21 protein-coding genes and 2 tRNA genes are annotated in these 24,047 nt (G+C 68.1%); 12 read left to right on the top strand and 11 right to left on the bottom strand.

What is annotated here, in order from left to right:
• Positions 1 to 47: 47 nt before the first annotated feature.
• Positions 48 to 842 carry an enoyl-CoA hydratase gene (locus tag ACFVJ5_RS15445; RefSeq protein WP_378663168.1) on the top strand — a complete coding sequence of 265 codons (795 nt, stop codon included), beginning with the start codon at positions 48 to 50 and terminating at the stop codon, positions 840 to 842.
• On the opposite strand, the gene ACFVJ5_RS15450 is transcribed toward ACFVJ5_RS15445, so the two are convergent.
• From ACFVJ5_RS15450 to ACFVJ5_RS15500, 11 genes are all read right to left on the bottom strand, one after another.
• On the bottom strand, positions 839 to 1,891 hold the full coding sequence (locus tag ACFVJ5_RS15450) for a hypothetical protein (RefSeq protein WP_379220554.1): 1,053 nt from the start codon (positions 1,889 to 1,891) through the stop codon (positions 839 to 841). The genes ACFVJ5_RS15445 and ACFVJ5_RS15450 overlap by 4 nt on opposite strands.
• Positions 1,892 to 1,916: 25 nt before the next feature.
• Entirely contained in the window at positions 1,917 to 2,504 is a 588-nt protein-coding gene (locus ACFVJ5_RS15455; protein WP_379220556.1) for a MarR family winged helix-turn-helix transcriptional regulator, read from the bottom strand.
• Positions 2,505 to 2,542: 38 nt separating this feature from the next.
• Positions 2,543 to 2,614, bottom strand: a tRNA-Cys gene (locus tag ACFVJ5_RS15460).
• Positions 2,615 to 2,679: 65 nt separating this feature from the next.
• A complete protein-coding gene (locus ACFVJ5_RS15465; protein WP_379220558.1) occupies positions 2,680 to 3,738 on the bottom strand; it encodes an ABC transporter ATP-binding protein in 1,059 nt (352 codons plus the stop codon).
• Positions 3,735 to 5,273 (bottom strand): ABC transporter permease, encoded by a 1,539-nt coding sequence (locus ACFVJ5_RS15470; protein ID WP_379220560.1) that lies wholly within the window; start codon positions 5,271 to 5,273, stop codon positions 3,735 to 3,737. Before ACFVJ5_RS15470 ends, ACFVJ5_RS15465 begins: the two co-directional genes overlap by 4 nt.
• Before the next feature lie 15 nt (positions 5,274 to 5,288).
• Positions 5,289 to 6,311, bottom strand: a complete 1,023-nt coding sequence (locus tag ACFVJ5_RS15475) for an iron ABC transporter substrate-binding protein (protein ID WP_379220562.1) — start codon at positions 6,309 to 6,311, stop codon at positions 5,289 to 5,291.
• A gap of 93 nt (positions 6,312 to 6,404) precedes the next feature.
• Positions 6,405 to 7,760, bottom strand: a complete 1,356-nt coding sequence (locus ACFVJ5_RS15480) for a metallophosphoesterase (protein WP_379220564.1) — start codon at positions 7,758 to 7,760, stop codon at positions 6,405 to 6,407.
• Positions 7,761 to 7,817: 57 nt separating this feature from the next.
• Complete coding sequence (locus ACFVJ5_RS15485) at positions 7,818 to 8,444, bottom strand: hypothetical protein (RefSeq protein ID WP_379220565.1); 627 nt, start codon at positions 8,442 to 8,444, stop codon at positions 7,818 to 7,820.
• A 118-nt stretch (positions 8,445 to 8,562) separates the two neighbouring features.
• Positions 8,563 to 8,635: transfer RNA gene (locus ACFVJ5_RS15490), tRNA-Arg, on the bottom strand.
• A gap of 113 nt (positions 8,636 to 8,748) precedes the next feature.
• Positions 8,749 to 9,471 carry a DUF305 domain-containing protein gene (locus ACFVJ5_RS15495; RefSeq protein WP_379220567.1) on the bottom strand — a complete coding sequence of 241 codons (723 nt, stop codon included), beginning with the start codon at positions 9,469 to 9,471 and terminating at the stop codon, positions 8,749 to 8,751.
• Positions 9,471 to 10,358: a DUF3105 domain-containing protein gene (locus ACFVJ5_RS15500; RefSeq protein WP_379220569.1), complete on the bottom strand. Its 888-nt coding sequence runs from the start codon at positions 10,356 to 10,358 to the stop codon at positions 9,471 to 9,473. The genes ACFVJ5_RS15495 and ACFVJ5_RS15500 overlap by 1 nt, the downstream gene beginning before the upstream one ends.
• Before the next feature lie 89 nt (positions 10,359 to 10,447).
• On the opposite strand from ACFVJ5_RS15500, the gene argS reads away from it, so the two are divergent.
• The 11 genes from argS to ACFVJ5_RS15555 all read left to right on the top strand — a co-directional run bounded on the left by argS (position 10,448) and on the right by ACFVJ5_RS15555 (position 24,042).
• Entirely contained in the window at positions 10,448 to 12,109 is a 1,662-nt protein-coding gene (argS, locus tag ACFVJ5_RS15505) for an arginine--tRNA ligase (RefSeq protein ID WP_379220571.1), read from the top strand.
• A 34-nt stretch (positions 12,110 to 12,143) separates the two neighbouring features.
• The gene (gene lysA / locus ACFVJ5_RS15510; protein WP_379220573.1) at positions 12,144 to 13,565 is read left to right on the top strand and encodes a diaminopimelate decarboxylase; all 1,422 of its coding nucleotides are present in this window, start codon (positions 12,144 to 12,146) and stop codon (positions 13,563 to 13,565) included.
• Positions 13,562 to 14,902, top strand: coding sequence for a homoserine dehydrogenase (locus tag ACFVJ5_RS15515; RefSeq protein WP_379220575.1), 1,341 nt, complete (start codon positions 13,562 to 13,564; stop codon positions 14,900 to 14,902). The genes lysA and ACFVJ5_RS15515 overlap by 4 nt, the downstream gene beginning before the upstream one ends.
• Complete coding sequence (gene thrC, locus ACFVJ5_RS15520; protein ID WP_378635756.1) at positions 14,899 to 15,990, top strand: threonine synthase; 1,092 nt, start codon at positions 14,899 to 14,901, stop codon at positions 15,988 to 15,990. Before ACFVJ5_RS15515 ends, thrC begins: the two co-directional genes overlap by 4 nt.
• Positions 15,991 to 16,015: 25 nt before the next feature.
• Positions 16,016 to 16,942: a homoserine kinase gene (thrB, locus tag ACFVJ5_RS15525; protein WP_379220577.1), complete on the top strand. Its 927-nt coding sequence runs from the start codon at positions 16,016 to 16,018 to the stop codon at positions 16,940 to 16,942.
• A 268-nt stretch (positions 16,943 to 17,210) separates the two neighbouring features.
• Positions 17,211 to 19,352 carry a transcription termination factor Rho gene (gene rho / locus ACFVJ5_RS15530; protein WP_379220579.1) on the top strand — a complete coding sequence of 714 codons (2,142 nt, stop codon included), beginning with the start codon at positions 17,211 to 17,213 and terminating at the stop codon, positions 19,350 to 19,352.
• A 261-nt stretch (positions 19,353 to 19,613) separates the two neighbouring features.
• A complete protein-coding gene (gene rpmE / locus ACFVJ5_RS15535; RefSeq protein WP_101464201.1) occupies positions 19,614 to 19,850 on the top strand; it encodes a 50S ribosomal protein L31 in 237 nt (78 codons plus the stop codon).
• A 95-nt stretch (positions 19,851 to 19,945) separates the two neighbouring features.
• The gene (gene prfA, locus ACFVJ5_RS15540) at positions 19,946 to 21,016 is read left to right on the top strand and encodes a peptide chain release factor 1 (RefSeq protein WP_062984459.1); all 1,071 of its coding nucleotides are present in this window, start codon (positions 19,946 to 19,948) and stop codon (positions 21,014 to 21,016) included.
• Positions 21,017 to 21,086: 70 nt separating this feature from the next.
• Positions 21,087 to 21,965, top strand: a complete 879-nt coding sequence (gene prmC, locus ACFVJ5_RS15545; protein WP_379220581.1) for a peptide chain release factor N(5)-glutamine methyltransferase — start codon at positions 21,087 to 21,089, stop codon at positions 21,963 to 21,965.
• Positions 21,966 to 22,232: 267 nt separating this feature from the next.
• Entirely contained in the window at positions 22,233 to 22,898 is a 666-nt protein-coding gene (locus ACFVJ5_RS15550) for an L-threonylcarbamoyladenylate synthase (protein WP_379220583.1), read from the top strand.
• Between the two features lie 13 nt (positions 22,899 to 22,911).
• Positions 22,912 to 24,042 (top strand): MraY family glycosyltransferase, encoded by a 1,131-nt coding sequence (locus ACFVJ5_RS15555; RefSeq protein WP_379220585.1) that lies wholly within the window; start codon positions 22,912 to 22,914, stop codon positions 24,040 to 24,042.
• Positions 24,043 to 24,047 lie beyond the last annotated feature (5 nt).

Here is a 24,047-nt window from a genome sequence, read left to right on the forward strand (position 1 = left end):
GGTATGGTCTGCACCATCCGTGACCGTTGATTGACAAGAGGGTGGCTGTGACCGAATTCGAGACGATTCTGCTGGAGCGCAAGGGCGGCACCGACGGTAAGGGCGGGGTCGGCTGGATCACCCTGAACCGGCCCAAGGCACTCAATGCTCTCAACGCCCAGGTCCTCGACGACGTCATCGCCGCGCTCGACGAGCTCGACCGCGACGATTCCATCGGCGCCGTCGTGATCACCGGCTCGGCGAAGGCCTTCGCGGCGGGCGCCGACATCAAGGAGATGGCGCCCAAGTCGTACATGGACATGTTCCTGGCCGACTACTTCGCCCGCTGGGACCGCCTGGCCAACTTCCGCAAGCCCACCATCGCCGCCGTCTCCGGCTACGCGCTCGGTGGCGGTTGTGAGCTGGCGATGCTGTGCGACATCCTGATCGCCGCCGACAACGCCAAGTTCGGCCAGCCCGAGATCACCCTCGGCGTCATCCCCGGCATCGGCGGCTCGCAGCGTCTCACCCGCGCGATCGGCAAGGCCAAGGCGATGGATCTGATCCTGACCGGCCGGATGATCGGTGCCGAGGAAGCCGAGCGTTCCGGGCTCGTCTCGCGGGTCGTGCCCGCCGACGAACTGCTCGACACCGCGCTGGAGGCCGCGCAGACCATCGCGTCGATGTCGCTGCCGGTCGCGATGATCGCCAAGGAGGCGGTGAACCGCTCGTTCGAGAGCACGCTCGCCGAGGGGCTGCTGTTCGAACGCCGGGTGTTCCATTCGCTGTTCGCGACCGAGGATCAGAAGGAAGGCATGGCCGCCTTCGTCGAGAAGCGGCCGCCGAACTTCACCAACCGCTAGTTCGGTTTCCAGTGCGGCGCACCGTCGATGAAGTGCGCGGTACTCGGCGCGGTGCCCTGTTCCGGGGACCGCGCCGAGGGGTTGTCGTTGCTGAGCAGGCCGGCGACCGTGCCACCGAGGGTGGCCGTCACCGCGACCGCGGCGAGAAGTTTTCGGCGGCCCTGGCGCGGCGGCACTCCGATGACCGCCGCGCCTCGACGCGGCATCCGTAACCGCGCCGAGGGACGGCGGGCGCACAGCAGCACCGCGCCGCGCGCCGAAACATATTCCGGCTCAGGGTCGTACACGATCGGCAGGCCGATCAGCTGGGCCAGATCCGCGCGCAGACTCGGGTTGCGGGTGCAGCCGCCCAGCAGCGCCAGCGCTCCCGGCTGCACCCCTGTCTCCTCGATCAGCAGGCGCACGAACGACGCCGAATGATGCAGTCCCGCTTCGCAGAGGGCGGCCAGATCGCTGCGGGTGAGCACGGTGCGGCCGCCGGTGTCGGCATCGGCGGCGGTGACAACTCTGATGCGGCTCAACGACTCTCGGTGTTCACGGCTGGCGTGCGCGTCGGCCGAGACGCCACTGCGCGCGAGTTGCCAGCGCAGGAGCGCGTCGTAGCCGTTGCCGCTGAGGACGGTGCTGCGTTTGCCCGCGAGGATGGTTTCGGTGCGGCAATCGGCGTGGGTGATGGTCAAACCGGAACTGCCGAGGTCGTAGAGCATCACCGAGTCGGTGGCGGGCAGCAGGCCGCTGAAACGCAGATACCGCAGCTGGGCCAGTGGCTCGTCGACGATCGCGAAGTCGGTCTGACCCGCTGCCGCTCTGATCGCATCGGCCTGTAACTCGCTGCGGCAGGTGACCGCGGTGCCGGAAATGTACTCGTCGCGTGCGGCGGCCGCGGCACGCATGCGATGGATCGCGGTGAGTACCGATTCCTCCACCGATCCGCCCGCCCGGCGCGGTACGTGGATCCGGTCGATGGGCGGCATGTGGGGCTGATCGGAATGGGTCAGCAACGCACGGGCTCCACCCGCGCCTGTTGACACCCCGAGGATCAGCACCATGGGCTACATCGTGGACCCTTTCGGGCTAGCTGCCAAGGGAATCGGCCGAAGATTCTCCGGTCGATTGCCAGGTCGCGTGGAATGCGAGGTTTTCCGGATCGTCGACCTCGAAATCGCCCGCGTCGTGACGGAATTGTGCCAGCAGTCGTAACAGGTCGCGGCCCTGGTCGGCGGGCAGGCCGGGTTCGGCGAACACCTCGGCGTTCAGCGCCGCCGTGGCTTCGGCCACCGATTTCCTTCCCGCGCTGGTGATTTCGATGAGAGTTGCCCGTCGGTCACTGGGGTGCGGCACCCGGACCACCAGCCCGGCGGCTTCGAGCCGATCGACGGTATTGGTCACGCTCGTCGGATGCACCTGCAGACGCGCACTCGCCTTGGCCATCGGCAGCGCGCCGGTGCGGCTGAAGCTGAGCAGCTGCAGGAGTTCGTAGCGGGAGAACGTCAGCCCGGACGGTTTGAGCGCCTCGTCGACACGCGCCATCACGATCTGCTGCGCCCGAACCAGCGAGGTCACCAGGGCCATCCCGTCGGCGACCGACTCCCAGCCGTGGGCGACCCACTGCCGGTAAGCCTCGGCGATAGGGTCCTGGGAAAGCGGTCTGGGCCGTGACATGAAAACGATCATTCCACGACCCAGCCGCTTTCCCACAGAGCGAGCGGCGGGAATTGAACCCGCGTTAACGGCTTTGCAGACCGTTGCCTAAACCACTCAGCCACGCCCGCCTCGCCATTGATAGTGCCGTGCTCCGGCGCTCGCGGCGAGGGTTGTGATCAGCGTGATCGCAACATCAGTAGGCGACGGCGGGACCGTGGACGGTGAGGCGGACGCGGTTGCCGGCGGCGGGGGCGTCGATGCCGGTGCGGCGGACGCGGACGGTGCCCGCGCCCTCGGCGAGGTCGATGGTGACGATGACGTCGGGGCCGCGGAAGTCGACGGCGGTGACGTGACCGGAGTGCGGTTCGTCGTCGGCGATCACCTGGGCGGCGAGCTGTTCGGGGCGGATCATCAGGGTCACTTCGCCGGTGGGGGCGCCCGGCTGGACCGGGACGGGCCCCAGGACGGACTTGGCGGTGTCGGCTTCGCAGAGGGCGTCGAGGAGCACACAGTCCCCGAGGAAGCGGGCGGTGAACAGGTCGGCGGGCCGGTGGTAGACCTGCTGCGGCGGCCCGACCTGGGTGAACCGCCCCGCGCGCATGACCGCGACCTGTTCGGCGAAGCTGAGCGCTTCCTCCTGATCGTGGGTGACCAGGATGCTGGTCATGCCCGCGGCGCGCAGCGTGTCGGCCACCGCCTGGCGGGTGGTGGCGCGCAGGCCCGTGTCGAGGGCGCTGAACGGCTCGTCGAGCAGCATGAGATCCGGTTTGCGGGCGAGTGCGCGGGCCAGGGCCACACGCTGTTGCTGGCCGCCGGAGAGCTGATGGGGTTTGCGGTCGGCGTAGTCCGGGTCGAGGGAGACCATGGCCAGGAGTTCGATGACCCGGGGGCGGTCGCGGTGTGGGCGCAGACGGTCGACGGCGCCGCGCAGCCCGGTGTGCAGGCCGTAGGCGATATTGTCGGCGACGCTCAGATGCGGGAACAGGGCGCCGTCCTGGGCGACGTAACCGATTCTCCTGCGCTGCGGCGGTACGCAAATACCTTGGTGGACAACAGTTTCCGAGCCTAGTCGCACTGAACCTGTATCCGGCCCCTCGAATCCGGCGATCACCCGCAGCAAGGTGGTCTTGCCGCAGCCCGACGCGCCGACCACCGCCGTGGCCGTGCCGTTCGGTACGTCGAGGTCGATGTGATCGAGCACCGTGGTGCCGCCGAAACTCTTCGAAACCCCTTCGACAACAAGCCGACTCATATCCCGGCCGCCTTTCGTGACTGGGTGAACAGCAGATAGGTCACCGGGACGGCGGCGATGATCATGATCAACGCGTACGGCGCCGCGGCCGCGTAATCGAGTTCGCCCGACTTCGCCCAGAACTGCATGGCCAAGGTGCGCGTGCCGGTGGGCGCCAGCAGCAATGTCGCGGTGAGTTCCGTTGACACCGCGACGAAGACGAGCGCGGCGGCCGACGCGGCGGCGGGCGCCGTCATCCGCAGGGTGACCCGGAAGAAGGTGGTCGAGGCCGATTCGCCCAGCGACCGCGACACCTCTTCGAGGCCGACCGGGACCTGCGCCAGCCCGGCTCGCACGCTCACCAGCGCACGGGGCAGGAACATCAGCGCGTAGGCGATCACCACCAGCGACACCGTCTGGTACAGCGGCGGTGTCCAGCGAATGGTGACGGTCACCAGGGCGAGCGCGATCACGATGCCGGGCAGTGAACTGGTGATGTAGTTGGCGCCCTCGATCAGCCGGGCGAACGCGCTCGTCGAACGCACCGCGATCCAGGCGACGGGAAACGCGCACAGCGTGGTGACCAGCGCGGCCGCGGCCGCCAGGGCGATCGTCTGGCCCAGTGCCGCACCGATTTCCGCGGAATCCCACACCGCCGATCCGCCCAGCCACAGCCAGCGCCCGATCGTCCACAGCGGCACGCCGAGCGCCCCGACGACCACCGCCACGAGCACGCCGCACAGCGGCACCCGCAGCCCACCCAACGCGATCGGCCGCGCCGCCCGCGCCGCGCCACCGCCCAGCCGGGCGTAGCGCTCGTCGCCGCGCAGCAGCGACTCGCCACCGAGCAGCGCCAGGCAGCACAGCACCAGCACCCCCGCGAGCATGCTGCCCGCCGGACCGGCGAAACTGCTCTGGTACTGCTCGAAGATCGCCGTGGTGAACGTGTCGAAGCGCAACATCACGAACGCGCCGTATTCGGCGAGCAGATGCAGGCCGATCAGCAGGCCGCCGCCCAGAATCGCTAATCGCAACTGCGGCAGCGTGATTCGCCAGAACACCGCCACCGGCCCCGAGCCGAGCGCACGCGCCGATTCCTCGATCGCCGGATCGAGTCGGCGCAGCGTGGCCGCGACCGGCAGGTACACCAGCGGAAAATACGACATCGTCGCCACGATCACCGCGGCTGACAGCCCGTGCATCGAGGGGAAAACGCTCACCCACCCATAACTGTTGACGAACGCGGGCACCGCGAGCGGGGCGACCAGCACCGGCCCCCACCACGCCCGTCCCGGCACATCGGTGCGTTCGACCAACCAGGCCAGTCCGATCCCGAGCACCACGCAGACCGGCACCGTGCACACCATCAGCAGTGCGGTGTTCGTCAGCAGCTCACCTACCCGCGGCCGGAACACCAGCGCGGCGGCCTCACTCAGCCCGGTGTCGAACAGCACCGAGACGATATAGCCCAGCGGCACGAACGTCGCCGCCGTGAGCACCAGTGCGACGAGCGTGATGAACACCCCGGGCCGACCGACCCGAGGTGTCGACCTCACGAGGGTGGTGGGCACCTAGAGCAACCCGGCCTCGGTCATCAGCTGGGTGACCTTCTTCGCGTCGAGCTTGCTCGGGTCGATCGCGGGCGCCTGCAGGTCGGCCAGCGGGGGCAGTGCGGGGTTCGCGGCGACATCGCTCGCCACCGGGTACTCCATCGAATCGCCGTCGCGCAGCACCTCCTGGCCCCTCTTCGCGGTGATGAAGGCCAGGAACTTCTGCGCGGACTCCTGCTTCTTGCTCGACTTCAGCACGCCGCCACCCGACACGCTGACGAAGGCGCCGGGGTCCTGGTTCTTGAAGTAGTGCAGCGCGGTGTTCGCGCTGCCCTCCTTGGTCTTGGCCTGGTCGCGGTACCAGTAGTAGTGGTAGATCACGCCGCCGTCGGGATTGCCCGCGTTGACCGCCTTCATGGTCGCGACGTTGTTCTGCAGGCTGGTCGCGTTGGCCTTCATGCCGCGCAGCCAGGCGCGGGTGACGTCCTCGCCCTTCAGGGCGAGCAAACCTGCCACGATCGCCTGGAAGTCGGCGCCGGACGTGCCCGCCGCCCAGCGGCCCTGCCACTGCGGCTGCGCGAGATCCAGCAGCGAGGCGGGCAGCCCGGCGGTCTGGAGCTTGTCCTTGTTGTAGACGAAAACCGTTGCGCGAGCGGCGACTCCGGTCCACTTACCGGTCGACGGACGGTACCGTTCCGGCACCTGGTCGAGGGTGGCCTTGTCGACATCGGCGAACAGGCCCGCGTTCTCCACCAGTGCCATGGCCGGGGAGTTCTCGGTGAGGAAGGCGTCGGCGGGGGAGTTTGCGCCCTCGGCGACGAGCTGATTGCCCAGCGCGGTGTCACCACCCTGCCGCAGGGTGACCTTGATGCCGGTCTCCTCGGTGAACGCCGCGACCCACTCCTTGGTGAGCGACTCGTGCTGGGCGTTGTAGACGGTGATCTCGTCGGCGCTGCCCGAGGAGGAGGAGCAGGCGCTCAGGCCGAGTGTCGCCACGGCGACCGCCATCAGTCCGGCCAGAGGTTTCCAACTGCGCGAGCTCATTCGCGTCCTTCCACCAAGGGTCCCCATCCTATGATGAGGCTTGCCTAAGGAAGATACCCCGCATGACATGCGCGGATGCGGACGACCGGCGAATCAGAGTCCCGAGAGATCCCGGGTGACGACGTGATTGCGGTCCTCGATCGTGCCGAGGAGATAGTCCGGTGCGGTGCCGAAATACTGGCCGCGAGTCAGGCTGCTCCAGCGGCGAGCATCCTCGGATCGGGTCTTGTAGAAGTTCACCCGATAGCCGCCCTCGTAGACGCGGAGCAGGCAGTAGCCGCCCGGATACTCCTTCACCGCACCGACTTCCAGGAATTCCACCGCGCAGGGCAGGTCGGGCCGGGTGCGTCTGGTTCGGTGGGTGTGACCGCTGTGGTGCAGGAACACGCCCGGTGCCCGCTGGTAGAGGCTCTGTAGTTCGAGGGCGGCCGCGCGGTCGAGGATGAAGCCGGGGCCGCCGATATTGCTGAAGCCCGCCTCCGCGGTGACGGGGTGGTGGCCGAACACGATGGTCGGCCGGTCCGGGTCGGCGCGCAGGGTCTCGGTGAGCGCGTCGAGTTGCGGGCGGTCCATCGTGCCGCCCGCGGCGTCCGGGGCGCTGGTGTCGAGGCCGAGGATGCGCAGGTCGCCGAGGTGGTGTTCGGTCAATTGCTGACGGGGGACGAAGTGATCGCCCCAGCAGTCGGCGCAGTCCGGATAGTCGTGCGGGCGGTCGTGGTTGCCTCGGGCGACCAGGTAGTCGGTGCCGAGAGTGCCCCAGGTGTCCAGATGTGCTCGGACAGCACGCGATTCGTCGGCGGTGGCCTCGTTCGTGAGGTCGCCGGCCAAGAGCAGGAGCGAGGCGTCGCGGGCGCTGATATCAGCGAGGAGAGCATCGAGCATGAACCGCGGATATGGCGGGTCGCTCTGGTAACCGGGTGGGAAACCGGCGATCACGATGCCGCTCACCGTTTCGCCGTAGTGCACGTCGTTGGCCAGGGCGATGGTGTGTAGCAGGCGGCCGGGAGGTGGTGTGAGCGTGGTGAATTCGCCGCGCGCTTCGGGAGCGCCGGGTGCCGCCGTGGTGAGCGTCGGGGCGGGGAGCGCGCGAATTCCGTTGGACAGGGCCTGGAATCGGTACGGGCGGCCGGGTTCGAGGTCGTCGATCTCGGCGTAGTGGAACGGGGTTCTGGAGTCGTCGCGGTAGACGGTGACCGGCTCGCGGGGCGAATCCGCCGGGGCCAGGCGCACTTCGGTATCGGCGGGGACCGGGAACGGTCGGCCTCCCGGATCGAGACCGAACGTGGTCCAGGTCAGCACCACGCCACGATCGGTCACGGTGACGATTTCCAGGTCGAGCGCGAGCAGCGGATCGACGTGCGCCGCACCGGAACCCGGTATCGCCGCGGCGAGCGCCGCGCCCGCCGCGGCGGCCAGTACCGTTCGGCGCGACGCTCCGCAGCAGCCCATGTTTCCGAGCGTATCGGCGGTTCCAGGCGATACCGGGAGGCGTCACCGGGTGTTCGGTCAGTGTTTGTTCGCCGGTGCCGAGCAGATCTTCCAGGTGCCGTCTTCCTTGGTGAGGTGCTCCTCGGTGCTCGACTCGGTATCGGGCTCCTCGCCCTCCACCGACAGCGTCAGCTGACCGGTGACCGTCGCTTTCGCATCGTCGCCGGTGATGACGATGTCCTTCACCTCGTCGATCGTCACCTGCACCGTCGCCCGCTCGAACTGTGCCCGCTGCTCGGGGGTGAGATTGTCGATCTCCGTGCGATCCGCCTGGCAGGCCAGCTGCGCGGCGGCGATGAAACCGTCGGAATCGAGCGTGTCGTAGAAGTCGCGCACCGCGACATCGATCTGCTTCTCGTCCGACGACAACGGCGTACGCCCCTGCAACGTGAGTACCACGCCCGTCACCAGCACACCGATCACCACCAGTGCGACAATCCCCAGCGCGACGAACAACCCGGTCCGCTTCTTCTTCGGCGCGGGCGGCGGCACGAACACATCGGGTCCACCCGGATACTCGGGCCCCGGCGGCCCCCCGGCCCCGAACCCCGCGTGCGGATACCCCGGCGGCCCGGACGGCATACCCGGATCGCCGGGCGGCTGCTGACCGAAGGGAGGCTGTTGTCCCTCGGGCGGATTCGTCATGGCAACGCTCCTGATGTCATCGGGGGCGCCTGCCCCCACAACCTGTGGAACCGTGCGAGATCAAACCTGGCTATCGAAAAAACGAGGCCCCGACCGATCGGACGGGACCTCGTTTTTGTGCCCTCGGCAGGAATCGAACCTGCGGCCTTCTGCTCCGGAGGCAGACGCTCTATCCCCTGAGCTACGAGGGCGGGATAGATGCCGGTCGCGGTGAGGCGATCGGGCAGCGACAGCGTATCGCATCGAGTGCGGTGCGCCAAAAACTGTGCCGGACCGGGGGTTGGGGCCGGTCCGGCCGCAGTTGTCAGCTGAGGGGGAGGGGGGTGGCGTTGCGGGCGGCGAGCATGGTGGTCATCAGCTGCGATTCGCCCTCTTGGGTTTTCGACATCGTGGCGGCCAAGGTGCGGACCGCGGTGGTGTCGGCGTGCTCGGCGGCGTAGTCGAGCATCGGGACGCCGCCCTGGTGATGGCGCAGCATCAGTTGCAGGAACATCGTGTCCAGCGCGGGGCCGGTGGACTGGCGCAGCGCGGTCATCTCTTCCTGGCTCGCCATACCGGGCATGGACTGCATCGGGCCCGACATCGCCGGCTCGGCGGTGGAACCGCCGTGGTGGCCGGTGTTGCCGTGGTCGTCGGTCATCCAGCCCATGTAGCCGTCGACGTTCTGGTTGGACTCGCCCCACAGCTGCAACCACGCCTGCATGCGGCCGATCTGGTTCTGCTGGGTGGTCAGGATGTCGTAGGCGAGGCGACGCACGTCGTTGTCGGTCGAGGCGATCAGCGCCACCCCGGCCATGTCGACGGCCTGAGCGTGATGCGCCGACATGTCCTGGCTGAAACCGATGTCGACCGCGCTCGGCTCCGGTTCGGCGTTCTTCTCCAGCGGCATCCGCAACAGCACGCCCGCCACCGCGCCGAGCAGCAGCAGACCGATCGCGCCGAGGACGAGCACCGCCCCGGCCGGGCGACGCGCGCTCGACTCGGGCGCGGTGTCGTCGGGTTCGACCGCGCTTTCTTCCGCGCTCACTACTGACCCGCGGGCAGGCCGCCCGGCATCGGGATGTTCGGCAGGCCGGGGATGCCCGAGCCGATGCCGCCGCCACCGAGTTCGGTCTGGTCCTGAGTCAGGCCCTTACCGTCCATCGGGACCGCTTCGGGACCGTAGGGCGAGGAGTCGAACGGCGGCGGGTTGTTCGCGTCGAAGATCGGGTTCGAGCAGCTCGCGCCGACCTCGGGGTAGGCGTAGGGGTTCTCGCGCAGGGCGGAGATGAACTGCTTGATCCGCGCGTCGTCGGCGTTGTCCAGCTTTAGCTGGTGGCCCCACGACTGCAGCGAGATCGCCGAGTCCAGACCCGGGTACGGCGACATCAGCGAGTACTGACGGCCCTTGACGAAGTTCGACAGCGTCTCGACACCGGCCGCGTCGACCTTGTCGGGGTTGTAGGCGATCCAGACCGCGCCGTGCTCGAGCGAGTGCACCGCGTTCTCCATGCGGATCGGCTTGGCGTACACGGTGCCCGTGCAGTTCGCCCACGCGCCGTCGTGCGGGCCACCGAAGGCGGGGGCCTTGTCGTAGGCCACGCGCTGGCTGGCGGTCACGTGCAGACCGGCCGGGTACTCCGACTTCACGACGCCGTCGATCTTCGCCGACGGGTCCTGGTTCTCCTTGGAGGGAACCCATTCCTTGAGGTCGGTCTGGGCTTCGCGGATCGCGGCCTGGTCCATGTACTTGGGCACCAGGCTGTAGGCCAGCAGGCCGATCAGCGCGACGATGGCGACGCCCGCACCGAGCAGCACCCATGGGGTGTCGCGCTTCTTGCCCGGAAGGTTGCCCTTGCGGGTCTTGCGGGACGGAGACGACTTCCCCGCGGCCCGCACGGCCTTGGCTGATGTGGCGCTGGTCCTGCTAGGCATCGCTCGTTGTGCTCTTTCGACGTGTGGATCGGTGGGTTCGTGGCGGGCGGTCGTGGTTGCAAGGGGCCCAGCCAATAGGATAGAGACTCGTGACTCCAGCTGACCTTGCAGATCTCCTTCGTACCACCGCGGCGAAGGTGCTTGTCGAACGCGGACTGGACTCGTCGGTCCTGCCCGAGCAGGTCACAGTGGAGCGTCCGCGCAACCCCGAACACGGCGACTATGCCACGAATGTAGCGATGCAGGTGGCCAAGCGGGTCGGAACCAACCCTCGTGAGCTGGCCGGGTGGCTGGCCGAGGCGCTGTCGGCGACCGAGGGTATCGATGTGGCCGAGATCGCCGGGCCCGGCTTCCTGAACATCCGTCTCGCCGCTTCGGCGCAGGGCGTCATCGTCAGCCAGATCCTGGCCGCGGGGGAGATCTACGGCACCGGGTTCGCGCTGGCGGGCACCAAGATCAACCTCGAATTCGTCTCCGCGAACCCGACCGGTCCGGTGCACCTGGGCGGTACCCGCTGGGCCGCCGTCGGTGACGCACTCGGTCGCATCCTGGCCGCTCAGGGCGCCGACGTGACCCGGGAGTACTACTTCAACGACCACGGCGCGCAGATCGACCGCTTCGCGAAGTCGCTGGTCGCCTCCGCGCTGGGCGAACCGACCCCGGAGGACGGGTACGCGGGCGAGTACATCGCCGAGATCAGCGCGAGCATCGTCGCCGCGCATCCCGACGTGCTCACCCTGTCCGCCGACGAGCGGCACGAGGTGTTCCGCAGCGAGGGCGTGCAGCAGATGTTCGCCCAGATCCGCGCGGACCTGCACGAGTTCGGCACCGATTTCGACGTGTACTTCAACGAGAGCGAACTGTTCGCCTCCGGCGCCGTCGAACAGGCCGTCGAGCAGCTCAAGAACTCGGGCAACCTGTACGAGAAGGACGGTGCATGGTGGATCGCCAGCACCGAATACGGCGACGACAAGGACCGCGTGGTCCTCAAGAGCGACGGCAACGCCGCCTATATCGCCGGTGACATCGCCTACTTCCAGAACAAGCGTGGCCGCGGCTTCGACCTGGCCATCTACATGCTCGGCGCCGACCACCACGGCTACATCGGCCGGTTGAAGGCCGCCGCGGCCGCGTTCGGCGACAACCCCGACACCGTCGAGGTGCTGATCGGGCAGATGGTGAACCTGGTGCGCGACGGCGTCGCCGTGAAGATGAGCAAGCGCGCGGGCACCGTGGTGACCCTCAACGACCTGGTCGAGCAGATCGGCGTCGACGCCTCCCGCTACTCGCTGGTGCGGTCCTCGGTGAACTCGAGCATCGACATCGACCTGGACCTGTGGACCAAGGCGAGCAGCGAGAACCCGGTCTACTACGTCCAGTACGCGCACTCGCGGACCAACAGCATCATCGGCAATGCCGCGAAGTACCCCGAATTCGCTTCTGTCGAACCGGATTTCGCGCTGATGACGTCCGGTCGCGAAGGTGATCTGATCCGTACCCTCGGCGATTTCCCGCGCGTGGTCGCCACCGCCGCCGATACCCGGGAACCCCATCGCATCGCCCGCTACCTCGAAGAACTGGCCGGTGTGTACCACCCGTTCCAGTCCGACGACGACATGCGCGTACTCCCCAAGGGTGACGACGCCGTCACTCCGCTCAACGCGGCCCGGCTCGAACTGGTCAAGGCGACCCGTCAGGTACTGGCCAACGGCCTTGCCCTGCTCGGCGTGAGCGCACCGGAGCGCATGTGAACACCGGCAAGCTTTTCAGGAAGGACGCACCGCAATGAGTGCACACCCGGCCGGCCCCCGGCACGCAGAGATCCCGCACGCGCCGAGTCTGGCCGAGCGCCCGACCGACCCGAGGGAGATGATCGACCTCCCCGAGAACGTCTGGCCGCGCAACGCCGCGCGCGGTGACGACGGTGTGGTCCGGCTGGCGGGCGTGCCCGTCACCGAGCTCGCCGAGCAGTACGGCACGCCGCTGTTCGTGATCGACGAGGACGACTTCCGCTCGCGCTGCCGCGACATGGTCGCCGCGTTCGGGCCGAACGCCCGCGTGCACTACGCGTCCAAGGCGTTCCTGTGCGGCGAGATCGCGCGCTGGATCCGTGACGAGGGCCTTTCCCTCGACGTGTGCTCCGGCGGCGAGCTCGCGGTCGCGCTGAACGCCGGTTTCCCGGCCGAGCGCATCGCGCTGCACGGCAACAACAAGTCGGTGCCCGAGCTCGAAGCGGCCGTCACGGCCGGTGTCGGTCACGTGGTCGTCGACTCGCTCTACGAGATCGAGCGGCTCGAAGCCGTCGCCGGTGCGGCGGGCGTGGTGCAGGACGTACTGGTCCGCGTGACCGTCGGCGTCGAGGCGCACACCCACGAGTACATCTCCACCGCGCACGAGGACCAGAAGTTCGGCTTCTCGATCGCGGGCGGCGACGCCATGGAAGCTCTCGCGCGTGTCTTCGAGGCCGACAACCTGCGCCTGGTCGGTCTGCACAGCCACATCGGCTCGCAGATCTTCGAACTCGACGGCTTCGAGATCGCCGCGCGCCGCATGCTCGGCCTGCTGCGCGAGGCCATCGACAAGTTCGGCATCGACCGCACCGCGCAGATCTCGACCCTGGATCTCGGTGGTGGCCTCGGCATTTCGTACCTGCCGAGCGACAACCCGCCGCCGCTGGGCGAATTCGCCACCAATCTGCGCGCTCTGGTCGCGGCCGAGGCCGCCCGTGCCGGGCTGCCCGAGCCGACCATCGCCGTGGAACCGGGTCGCGCCATCGCGGGTCCCGGCACCGTCACCCTGTACGAGGTCGGCACCATCAAGGATGTCGAACTCGACGGTGGCGCGCGCCGTCGCTACGTCAGCGTGGACGGCGGGATGAGCGACAATATCCGCCCCGCGCTGTATCAGGCCGACTACGATTGCCGTCTGGTCTCGCGCTCCTCGGACGCCCATGCGGTCGTCGCGCGCGTGGTCGGAAAGCATTGCGAGAGTGGCGATATCGTCATTCGTGACACATGGATGCCCGCCGACGCGGCCCCCGGTGACCTGGTGGCCGTGGCGGCGACCGGTGCGTACTGCTACTCGATGTCGAGCCGCTACAACCTGCTCACCCGGCCCGCCGTGGTCGCGGTGCGTGACGGTGCGGCGCGACTGATTCTGCGCCGGGAAACGGTGGCGGACCTGCTCAGCCTGGAGGTGGAAGAATGAACGGCACCAATGACGCGGGACGTCCGCTCGGCGTAGCCGTGCTCGGGATGGGCACTGTCGGCACCGAGGTGGTTCGCGTGCTCCGCGATCACGCCGATGACCTGCGTTCGCGGGTCGGAGCGCCGCTCGTGCTGCGCGGTGTCGCGGTGCGCGACATCAGCAAGGACCGCGGTCTGCCCGCCGAGCTGCTCACCACCGACGCCGCCGCGCTCGTCGCCCGCGACGATGTCGACCTGGTCGTCGAGGTCATGGGCGGCATCGACCCCGCCCGCAAGCTGATCGGCGACGCGCTCAACGCGGGCAAGTCCGTCGTCACCGCCAACAAGGCGCTGCTGGCCGACTACACCGGCGAACTCGCCGCCGCCGCCGAGGGCAGCCGGGCCGACCTGTACTTCGAGGCCGCCGTCGCCGGTGCGATCCCCGTGGTCCGGCCGTTGATCCAGTCGCTCTCGGGTGACCGGGTGAACAAGGTCGTCGGCATCGTCAACGGCACCACCAACTTCATCCTCTCCGCGATGGACGAGACCGGCGCCGCCTACGACGACGTGCTCGCCGAAGCCACCGCGCTCGGCTACGCCGAAGCCGATCCCACCGCCGACGTCGAGGGCTACGACGCCGCCGCCAAGGCCGCGATCCTGGCCTCGCTGGCGTTCCACACCCGCGTGACCGCGGCCGATGTCTATCGCGAGGGGATCTCCAAGATCACCGCCGAAGACCTGGAGACCGCGTCGGCGGTCGGCTGCACGGTCAAGCTGCTCGCCATCTGTGAGCGCGTCTCGGCCGGTCCGGGCGAGCCGACGCTGGAGGAGGGCGGCAAGGATCGCGTCTCGGTGCGCGTCTACCCGGCGCTCATCCCGCGCAAGCACCCGCTGGCCTCGGTGAACGGCGCGTTCAACGCGGTCGTCGTGGAAGCCGACAACGCCGGTCGCCTGATGTTCTACGGGCAGGGCGCCGGTGGCGCCCCCACCGCGTCGGCCGTGCTCGGTGACCTGGTGATGGCCGCGCGTAACAAGTTCTACGGTGGTCGCGCGCCCGGCGAATCGGTTTATGCTGAGCTGCCGATCGCGCCGATCGGTGACACCCCCACCCGCTACCACGTGAACCTGCAGGTGGAGGACCGTCCCGGCGTGCTCGCCGCGGTCGCCGACACCTTCGCCCAGCACGGGGTGAGCATCTCGACCGTGCGTCAGCAGGGCCATGGCGACGGCGCCCGGCTCGTGGTCGTCACCCACCATGCGGTGGAGTCGTCGCTGGCAGATACTGTCGCCGTATTGGCGGACATGGAATCCGTCACCGCTGTGACCAGCGTTCTCAGATTGGAAGGCACCGAAGAATGACGAACGGCATCGCCCCCCAGACCGGCGTGCACTCGCGCTGGCCCGGTCTGATCGCTGCCTACCGCGACCGCCTGGCCGGTGCGGCCGATTGGGAGCCGGTGACCCTGTTCGAGGGCGGTACCCCGCTGGTCCCCGCGCCGCACCTGTCCGCGCTCACCGGGTGCGAGGTATATCTCAAGGTCGAGGGTGCCAACCCGACCGGTTCGTTCAAGGACCGCGGCATGACCATGGCGATGACCGACGCCAAGTACCGCGGCCAGAAGGCCGTGCTGTGCGCGTCGACCGGCAACACCTCGGCCTCGGCCGCGGCGTACGCCACCCGCGCCGGCATGGAATGCGCGGTGCTGATCCCGCAGGGCAAGATCGCGATGGGCAAGCTGGCCCAGGCCGTGATGCTCGGCGCCAAGATCATCCAGGTCGAGGGCAACTTCGACGACTGTCTCGAGCTGGCGCGCAAGGTCACCGCGGAGTTCCCGCAGGTCGGCCTCGTGAACTCGGTGAACCCGGCGCGTATCGAAGGCCAGAAGACCGCCTCGTTCGAGATCTGCGACGTGCTGGGCAAGGCGCCCGATGTCCACGTGCTTCCGGTCGGTAATGCGGGCAACATCACCGCCTACTGGCGTGGTTACCGCGAGTACTACGCCGACGGCATCACCTCGGTGCTGCCGCGCATGCTCGGCGTGCAGGCCGCCGGTGCCGCGCCGCTGGTCAACGGCGCGCCGGTGAAGGACCCGGAAACCATCGCGACCGCCATCCGGATCGGCGCCCCGGCGTCGTGGAACGGTGCGATGGAGGCCAAGGAGCAGTCCGGTGGCGCGTTCCGCGCGGCCACCGACGACGAGATCCTGGCCGCGTACCGCCTCGTCGCCGCGAAAGAGGGCGTCTTCGTGGAGCCCGCGTCGGCCGCGAGCGTGGCCGGTCTGCTGGCCGCGCGCAAGGAAGGCTGGCTGGATTCGGGCCTGACCGTCGTGTGCACCGTGACCGGCAACGGTCTCAAGGACCCCGACAACGCGCTGGCCGGAATGCCCGAGGTGAAGCCGATCGCCGTCGACCCGGTCGCCATCGCCCGTGAACTCGAGCTGGCCTGAGTTGGCCGCACCCGAGCCCACACTGATGACAGCGACGCTGCCCGCCGGTCTCGAAGTGACCGTGCGCGTTCCCGCCTCCACGGCCAATCTCGGTCCCGGATTCGATTGTCTGGGAATGGCATTGGGCATCTACGACGAAATCGTGGTGCGCACCACCGAATCGGGTCTCGACATCCGTGTCGAGGGTGAAGGCGCCGATGACGTGCCTTGGGGCCCAACACATCTGGTGGTTCGCGCGATCGAGCGTGGACTGGAATCGCTGGGTGTGTGGGCCGACGGTCTCGACGTGGTGTGCCGCAATGTGATTCCGCACTCGCGTGGCCTTGGCTCCAGCGCGTCGGCCGTGGTCGGCGGGCTCGCCGCCGGCGCCGGGCTGGCCGCGAAGTTCGACCCCGAGCTGCGCATGGACGACGACCGGCTGGTGCAGCTCGCCTCGGAGTTCGAAGGCCATCCCGACAACGCCGCGGCCAGCGTGCTCGGTGCAATCGTGGTGTCGTGGACCGAAACCGATGCCGCGCAGTCGCGCGCCTACCGGGCGGTGCGACTCACCCCGGCGTCGGCGCTGCGCCCGGTGGTGCTGATCCCCCAGGAACGCTCGTCCACGGCGCACACCCGGGGGCTGCTGCCCGAGCAGGTGCCCCACGGTGACGCGGCGTTCAACGTCAGCCGGGCGGCGCTGGCCGTCGTCGCGCTGACCGAACGCCCCGATCTGCTGATGTCGGCCACCGCCGACCGGTTGCACCAGACCCAGCGTGCCCCCGCGCTACCGCTCACCACGAAGTGGATCGAGCTGTTGCGCGCCGCGGGTATCGCGGCGACCGTCTCGGGCGCCGGCCCGACCGTTCTTGCCTTGACCACCGAAGAATTCCCCGATGACCTGCGCAAACAGGCCGAATCGGACGGTCTGCGCGTGGTCGAGCCCGGCATTGCCGACGGGGTATCGATCGACTGACGGCGTGCCTGCCTTGCCGTTGTTCGCAATAGGCAGCTATTCTGAGCAAGTCCGTACATCGTGCGCATCAGACGCCGGTGCTTCATCAGGGCAATCGCTCCCCTCACCACTGTCTTCTGGTGGCGAAGGCCTCCGGTCCTCCCGCGGCGGGTAGTACGGCACAGGCGTCGAACATGGACGCATAATCCGAGCTCGGCATATGTTGCCGGGTCTACGGAACGGAACCCTCGAATCAGCACACGGCATTCGAGGGAAGGAAAGGACTTCCGTGACAGAAACGGACCTGCTCGCGACACCCGGGGTGGATTCCAACCCTACGAACTCGGGCAGCCGCGAAAGTGAATCCGGACAGATTTCGAAAATGAGCGAACAAACCGACGTCGCACGATCGGGGCTGACTGGAATGCTGTTGCCGCAGTTGCGCGCACTGGCGGGGGAGCTCGGTATCCGAGGTACCTCCGGAATGCGTAAGGGCGATCTCATCGCCGCTATCAAGGAAAATCAATCCGGAGCGCCCGCCAAGGGTGACAAGCCCGCCGCCGCGCCCGTCGCGAACGACGCGCCCGCGAAGAACGAAGCGCCTGCCAAGAACGACGCGCCCGTCAAGAACGAAGCGCCCGCGAAGGTGGAGAAGTCCGCCAGGGCCGACAAGCAGGCCGCGCCCGCCGAGAAGCAGGCTCCCGTCGAGGTCAAGGCCCCCGAGGCCAAGACCGTCGAGGCTCCGGCCGAGCAGGCCGCGACCGAGCAGGTGAAGACCGACGCCCCCGCCGACGCAGGCGAGGATTCCGGTCGCGACGGCGGTCAGCGTGGTCGTGGTCGGCAGCGTCGTGGCCGTGACCAGGCCCGTTCCGGTGGTGGCGACAATGCCCCCGCCGAGAACCGCGCCCCGGCCGAGAACCGCGCCGAGGAGCCCAAGCAGGCCGACAAGGCCGAGGGTGGCGACCAGGGCGAGCGTCGCCGCGAGCGTGGCGACCGCAACGGCGCTGAGCGCGGCGAGCGCACCGGCAACGACCGCAACGGCAACGACCGTGGCGAGCGCACCGGTGGCGACCGTAATCAGAACGAGCGCAACCAGAACCAGAGCCAGAACGGCAACAGCGGCGGCAATCGCGGACCCCGCGACGACCGCGGTGGTGACGACGAGGAAGGCGGCCGCGGCCGCCGGGGTCGTCGATTCCGCGAGCGTCGTCGTGGTCGTGACCGCGATGGTGGTCCCGCCGGCGGCGGCCAGTCCGAGGCCCGCGATTACGACATTCGCGAAGACGATGTGCTCCAGCCGGTCGCGGGCATCCTCGATGTCCTCGACAACTACGCGTTCGTGCGGACCTCCGGCTACCTCGCCGGCCCCAACGACGTGTACGTGTCGATGAACCTGGTGCGCAAGAACGGCCTGCGCCGCGGTGACGCGATCACCGGTGCGGTGCGCGCTCCGCGCGACGGCGAGCAGAACAACCAGCGACAGAAGTTCGACCCGCTGGTTCGCCTGGACACCGTGAACGGTGGCGAGCTCGAAGCGGCGCGTCGTCGGCCGGACTTCCAGAAGCTCACCCCGCTGTACCCGAACGAGCGCCTGCGCCTGGAAACCGCGCAGAACAAGCTCACCACGCGTGTGATCGACCTGATCATGCCGATCGGTAAGGGCCAGCGTGCGCTGATCGTGTCCCCGCCCAAGGCGGGTAAGACCACGATCATGCAGGACATCGCGAACGCGATCGCGATCAACAACCCCGAGTGCTACCTCATGGTTGTCCTGGTCGACGAACGTCCCGAAGAGGTCACCGATATGCAGCGTTCGGTGAAGGGTGAGGTCATCGCCTCCACCTTCGACCGCCCGCCGGGTGACCACACCTCCGTCGCCGAGCTCGCCATCGAGCGTGCCAAGCGTCTGGTGGAAATGGGCAAAGACGTTGTGGTGCTGCTCGATTCGATCACCCGATTGGGTCGCGCGTACAACAACTCCTCGCCTGCCTCGGGCCGTATCCTCTCCGGTGGTGTCGACTCGACCGCGCTGTACCCGCCGAAGCGTTTCCTCGGCGCGGCCCGCAACATCGAGAACGGTGGCTCGCTCACCATCATCGCCACGGCGATGGTGGAGACCGGTTCCACCGGCGACACGGTGATCTTCGAAGAGTTCAAGGGCACCGGCAACGCCGAGCTCAAGCTCGACCGCAAGATCGCCGAGCGGCGCGTGTTCCCCGCGGTGGACATCAACCCGTCGAGCACCCGCCACGACGAGCTGCTGCTCTCGCCCGACGAGATGGCTGTGGTGCACAAGCTGCGGCGCGTGCTGTCGGGTCTGGACTCGCACCAGGCGATCGATCTGCTGATGGATCGTCTGCGCAAGTCCAAGAACAACCTCGAGTTCTTGATGACGGTCTCCAAGACCGCACCGAGCGCTCTCGACGAGTGATCGTCTAGAACCACCGGCAAGGGCCTCGCTTCGGCGGGGCCCTTGTTCGTTCTCGGGAACAGGCCGAGAACGCGCGGCGCCAGCCGCAATATCACAGGGAACAAAGCGGAGGTGGGGGGTGTTCTGGGAGGGTGCGGTCTGCTCTGGCATACTGGACAACTGTGTGTCTGCGAGTTCGCAGACATCCCGCCTAGTCGGTTCCGGTTCACGTACTCCACTCCATGGGGCTACGACCCGGCGACCATTATCGAGAGGACGCCCATGAAGGCAGGAATCCACCCCACGTATGTCGAGACCACCGTTGTGTGTGGTTGCGGCAACACCTTCCAGACTCGCTCCACCAAGGAGTCCGGCCAGATCTCGGTCGAGGTCTGCTCGCAGTGCCACCCGTTCTACACGGGCAAGCAGAAGATCCTCGACACCGGCGGCCGGGTGGCTCGCTTCGAGGCTCGCTACGGCAAGCGCGCAGGTGCCAAGCAGGCCGAAGACGCCTCCTAGTTACCTCTCCCGACGCCCGGTACTGCTCACGCAGGCCGGGCGTCGGTGGTTTCTCTGCCCGAGGTAATCGCTTTCCACACCATAAGGAACTCTCTGTGACGCAGCCGTCCGCTATCGACGACATCCTGGCCGAGTACGCGGGCCTGGAGATGCAGCTCGCCGATCCGTCGTTGCACAACGACGCGGGTGCGGCGCGACGGGTGGGCAAGCGGTTCGCCGAGCTGGCGCCGGTGATGAGCACCTATCGCAAGCTCGAGACCGTGCGTGACGACCTCGAAGCCGCCCGCGAGCTGGCCTCCGACGACGCCTCGTTCGCCGCGGAGGTGCCCGGGCTGGAGACCCAGCTGGTGGAGCTGGAGCAGGCTCTTGCCGACCTGCTCGCCCCTCGCGACCCGCACGACGGGGACGACGTGGTGCTCGAGGTGAAGTCCGGCGAGGGCGGCGAGGAATCCGCGCTGTTCGCCGCCGATCTGGCGCGCATGTACATCCGGTACGCCGAGCGGCACGGCTGGAAGGTGGAGACGCTCGACGTCACCTATTCCGACCTGGGCGGATACAAGGACGCGACGCTGTCGATCAAGAGCAAGGACGCCGCGCGCGACGGAGTGTGGTCGCGATTCAAGTTCGAGGGCGGGGTGCACCGGGTGCAGCGTGTGCCGGTGACCGAATCGCAGGGCCGCATTCACACCTCGGCCGCGGGCGTACTGATCTACCCCGAGCCCGACGAGGTCGAGCAGGTGCAGATCGACGAGACCGACCTGCGCATCGACGTCTACCGGTCCTCCGGCAAGGGCGGCCAGGGCGTCAACACCACCGACTCCGCGGTCCGCATCACCCACCTGCCCTCGGGCATCGTGGTGACCTGCCAGAACGAACGCTCCCAGCTGCAGAACAAGGCGCGCGCCATGCAGGTGCTCGCCGCCCGGCTGCAAGCACTCGCCGAGGAGCAGGCCGACCAGGAAGCCGCGGCCGGTCGCGCCAGCCAGATCCGTACGGTCGACCGCTCCGAGCGGATCCGCACCTACAACTTCCCGGAGAACCGGATCGCCGACCATCGCATCGGGTTCAAGTCACACAATCTGGACGCCGTTCTCGACGGTGACCTCGACCCGCTGCTCGACGCGCTCGGCAAGGCCGACCGCGACGCGCGAATGGCTGCCGAGTAATCGGCATGAGCCGTCAGCGCGCTGACGACGCGGCTCGCGTGACCACGCGGGGCAGCCGAGGGCCGACACGGTGACCGAGCGGCTCCGATTGCGTCCGCTGATCGTCGAAGCCGCCGCCCGGCTGGCCGAGGCGGGTGTCGGTTCGCCGATGCCCGACGCGGAGAACCTGGCCGCCTATGTGCTCGGCACCGAGCGCATGCGGCTGGCGCTGATCCCGATGGTCGAGCCCGACGTCGCCGACCGGTACCGCGCGCTGATCGAGCAGCGGGCAGCGCGAATTCCCTTGCAGCACTTGACCGGAACGGCGGCGATGGGCGAGATCGACCTCGCCGTCGGCCCCGGTGTGTTCGTTCCGCGCCCGGAGACGGAGCTGCTGTTCGCGTGGGCGCTGGCCTACCTCGCGACCCTGCCGCACGACCACGCGCCGATCGTCGTCGACCTGTGCACAGGCTCGGGCGCACTGGCCTTGGCCATCGCCCACGCCCGCCCCGACGCCGACGTCCACGCCGTCGAGCTCGACCCCGACGCCCTCGTCTGGGCCCGCCGCAACGCCGATGCCCGCATCGCCGAGGGTGACACCCCGATCACCCTCTATGCCGACGACGTCACCGACCCGGCCCTGCTCGCGTCGCTGACGGGCCGTGTCGACCTGGTGGTCGCCAACCCGCCCTACATCCCCGAAGCCGCGATCCTCGATCCCGAGGTCGCCGACCACGACCCCCACCGCGCCCTCTTCGGCGGTCGGGACGGCCTCGACGTCATTCGAGGGATGGTCCCCTCCATCGCCCGCCTGCTACGCCCCGGTGGTGCGACCGCCATCGAGCACGACGACACCAACGGCGGGGGAGTGGCGGCTCTGCTCGCGGCAGCCGACTTCACCGACATCGTCGAACACGCCGATCTCGCCGACAAGCCCCGCTTCGTCGTCGCCCGCACCGCCACCCCCTGACCGCGACCGAGTGCGACGGTGGCGCCTGCTGTCCGTCGCGGCTGCCGGTGGTGACCGGCAAACACCGAACGCCGTCGAATCGCATGGTCGAACGAGCACCCGTACGACCCAGCACACTCCGAGCATCGGAGACGACGGCCGATCTCACACGCGCAGGGGTAGCTCGCCGGGTACGGCCAAAAAGTCCCCCTACATCCGGCCGTCGGCTCGAGAGCTACACTCTTGCCGCACCTAAGACCGGCTAAATATTCGGAGAGGCGGAACAGCGTGAGTACCGTCTATGACTGTGCCGAGAGCGACTCGCGGGCCGCGGGTATTACGGCGGCTACCAGCGCGTTGAAGTCCGGTCGTCTTGTCGTGATGCCGACCGACACGCTCTACGGCCTCGCCGCCGACGCGTTCGATTCCGCCGCGGTGAGTGATCTGCTGGCCGCCAAGCGGCGTGGGCGCGATATGCCGGTGCCGGTACTCGTCGGGTCGTGGCACACGATCGACGGGCTGGTTTTCTCGGTGCGGCCGCAGGCGCGGGAGCTGATCCGCGCGTTCTGGCCCGGTGCGCTGAGTCTTGTTGTGCAGGCCGCGCCTTCGCTCGCGTGGGATCTCGGCGATACCCGTGGCACCGTGATGCTGCGGATGCCGTTGCATCCGGTGGCGCTGGAGTTGTTGCGTGAGGTCGGGCCGCTGGCGGTGTCGAGCGCCAATGTGTCGGGGCAGCCGCCCGCGACCACTGCCGAGCAGGCGCGCGAGCAGCTGGGGTCGCTGGCGAGCGTGTATCTCGACGGCGGTCCGGCCGAACATGCCGTGGCCTCGACGATCGTCGATCTCACCGCGGATCAGCCGCGGGTGTTGCGGGAGGGTGCTGTGTCGGTGGCCGATATCGCGGAGGTGCTCGGGATGGTGCCGGAAGCCCTGATCAGTTCCGCACAGCGGTGATCGCACGCCGCTGATGAGTTCAGTCGTTCCCCTGCGCGAGCTACTGCTCGTGCTGCTCGTCTCCGCCACGGTGACTTTCCTGGCCACCGGAGGTGTGCGGGTGCTCGCCATCGCGTTCGGCGCGGTGGCGGTGCCACGTGAGCGTGATGTGCACGTGAAGCCGGTGCCGCGGATGGGTGGTGTCGGCATGTATGTCGGCGTCGTGGCCGCGGTGTTGTTCGCGCACCAATTGCCCGCGCTGCGAAGAGGTTTCGACTACGCCCCGGATATCCCGGCAGTGCTGGTCGCCGCGACGATCATCGTGCTGGTCGGCATCGTCGACGACCGGTGGGGCTTGGACGCGCTCACCAAATTCGTCGGTCAGATCACCGCGGCGGGCGTGATGGCCGTGATGGGCCTGAGCTGGTACGTGATCTACAACCCCTTCAACGACACCACTGTTGTGCTCGACGCGTTGCAGGGCGGCCTGGTCACCGTGGGCATCACCGTCACCCTGGTGAATGCGATGAACTTCGTCGACGGTTTGGACGGCCTCGCCGCCGGTCTCGGTTTGATCTGCGCCAGCGCGGTTTTCGTGTTCTCCATCGGTTTGCTCTACGACCAGGGCGGTTCGGTCGACACCTATCCGCCCGCGTTGCTGGCCGCCGCGCTGGCCGGCGCCTGCCTCGGATTTCTGCCGCACAATTTCTCGCCCGCCCGAATATTCATGGGCGATACCGGCTCGATGATGATCGGTTTGATCTTGGCCGCGGTATCCACCGGCGCCTCCGGCCGAATTCCGCTGCAGGGTTACGGTCCGCGCGACATTGTCGGTTTGCTGTCGCCGCTGTTGCTGGTCGGCGCGGTGATGTTCATTCCGGTGCTCGACCTGTTGCTGGCGATCGTGCGCCGGGTGCGCGCCGGCGTGAGTTTCTCCACACCGGACAAAATGCATCTGCACCACCGATTGCTCCAGATCGGGCATTCGCACCGGCGCGTGGTCTTGCTGATCTATTTATGGGTCGGCGTACTCGCGTTCGGCGCGGTGGGAACTTCGCTGATGGATAGGCGTCTTGTTGTCCTGCTGGTGGCAGGCGGATTGGTGTTCGCGCTGGTAGTGACCGCGATCCCATCCGTGCGCAGGTCGGAGTCGACGCAGCACTGAGTTCG

Origin of the sequence: Nocardia sp. NPDC127606, assembly GCF_042671725.1 — a bacterium.
Lineage (GTDB): Bacteria > Actinomycetota > Actinomycetes > Mycobacteriales > Mycobacteriaceae > Nocardia.

Bases quoted from the DNA above. Each gene is read 5' to 3' on its own strand.
- ACFVJ5_RS15450 (WP_379220554.1), bottom strand. From the start codon at position 1,891: ATGGTGCTGATCCTCGGGGTGTCAACAGGCGCGGGTGGAGCCCGTGCG.
- ACFVJ5_RS15455 (WP_379220556.1), bottom strand. From the start codon at position 2,504: ATGTCACGGCCCAGACCGCTTTCCCAGGACCCTATCGCCGAGGCTTAC.
- ACFVJ5_RS15465 (WP_379220558.1), bottom strand. From the start codon at position 3,738: ATGAGTCGGCTTGTTGTCGAAGGGGTTTCGAAGAGTTTCGGCGGCACC.
- ACFVJ5_RS15475 (WP_379220562.1), bottom strand. From the start codon at position 6,311: ATGAGCTCGCGCAGTTGGAAACCTCTGGCCGGACTGATGGCGGTCGCC.
- ACFVJ5_RS15480 (WP_379220564.1), bottom strand. From the start codon at position 7,760: ATGGGCTGCTGCGGAGCGTCGCGCCGAACGGTACTGGCCGCCGCGGCG.
- ACFVJ5_RS15485 (WP_379220565.1), bottom strand. From the start codon at position 8,444: ATGACGAATCCGCCCGAGGGACAACAGCCTCCCTTCGGTCAGCAGCCG.
- ACFVJ5_RS15500 (WP_379220569.1), bottom strand. From the start codon at position 10,358: ATGCCTAGCAGGACCAGCGCCACATCAGCCAAGGCCGTGCGGGCCGCG.
- lysA (WP_379220573.1), top strand. From the start codon at position 12,144: ATGAGTGCACACCCGGCCGGCCCCCGGCACGCAGAGATCCCGCACGCG.
- ACFVJ5_RS15515 (WP_379220575.1), top strand. From the start codon at position 13,562: ATGAACGGCACCAATGACGCGGGACGTCCGCTCGGCGTAGCCGTGCTC.
- thrC (WP_378635756.1), top strand. From the start codon at position 14,899: ATGACGAACGGCATCGCCCCCCAGACCGGCGTGCACTCGCGCTGGCCC.
- thrB (WP_379220577.1), top strand. From the start codon at position 16,016: ATGACAGCGACGCTGCCCGCCGGTCTCGAAGTGACCGTGCGCGTTCCC.
- rpmE (WP_101464201.1), top strand. From the start codon at position 19,614: ATGAAGGCAGGAATCCACCCCACGTATGTCGAGACCACCGTTGTGTGT.
- ACFVJ5_RS15555 (WP_379220585.1), top strand. From the start codon at position 22,912: ATGAGTTCAGTCGTTCCCCTGCGCGAGCTACTGCTCGTGCTGCTCGTC.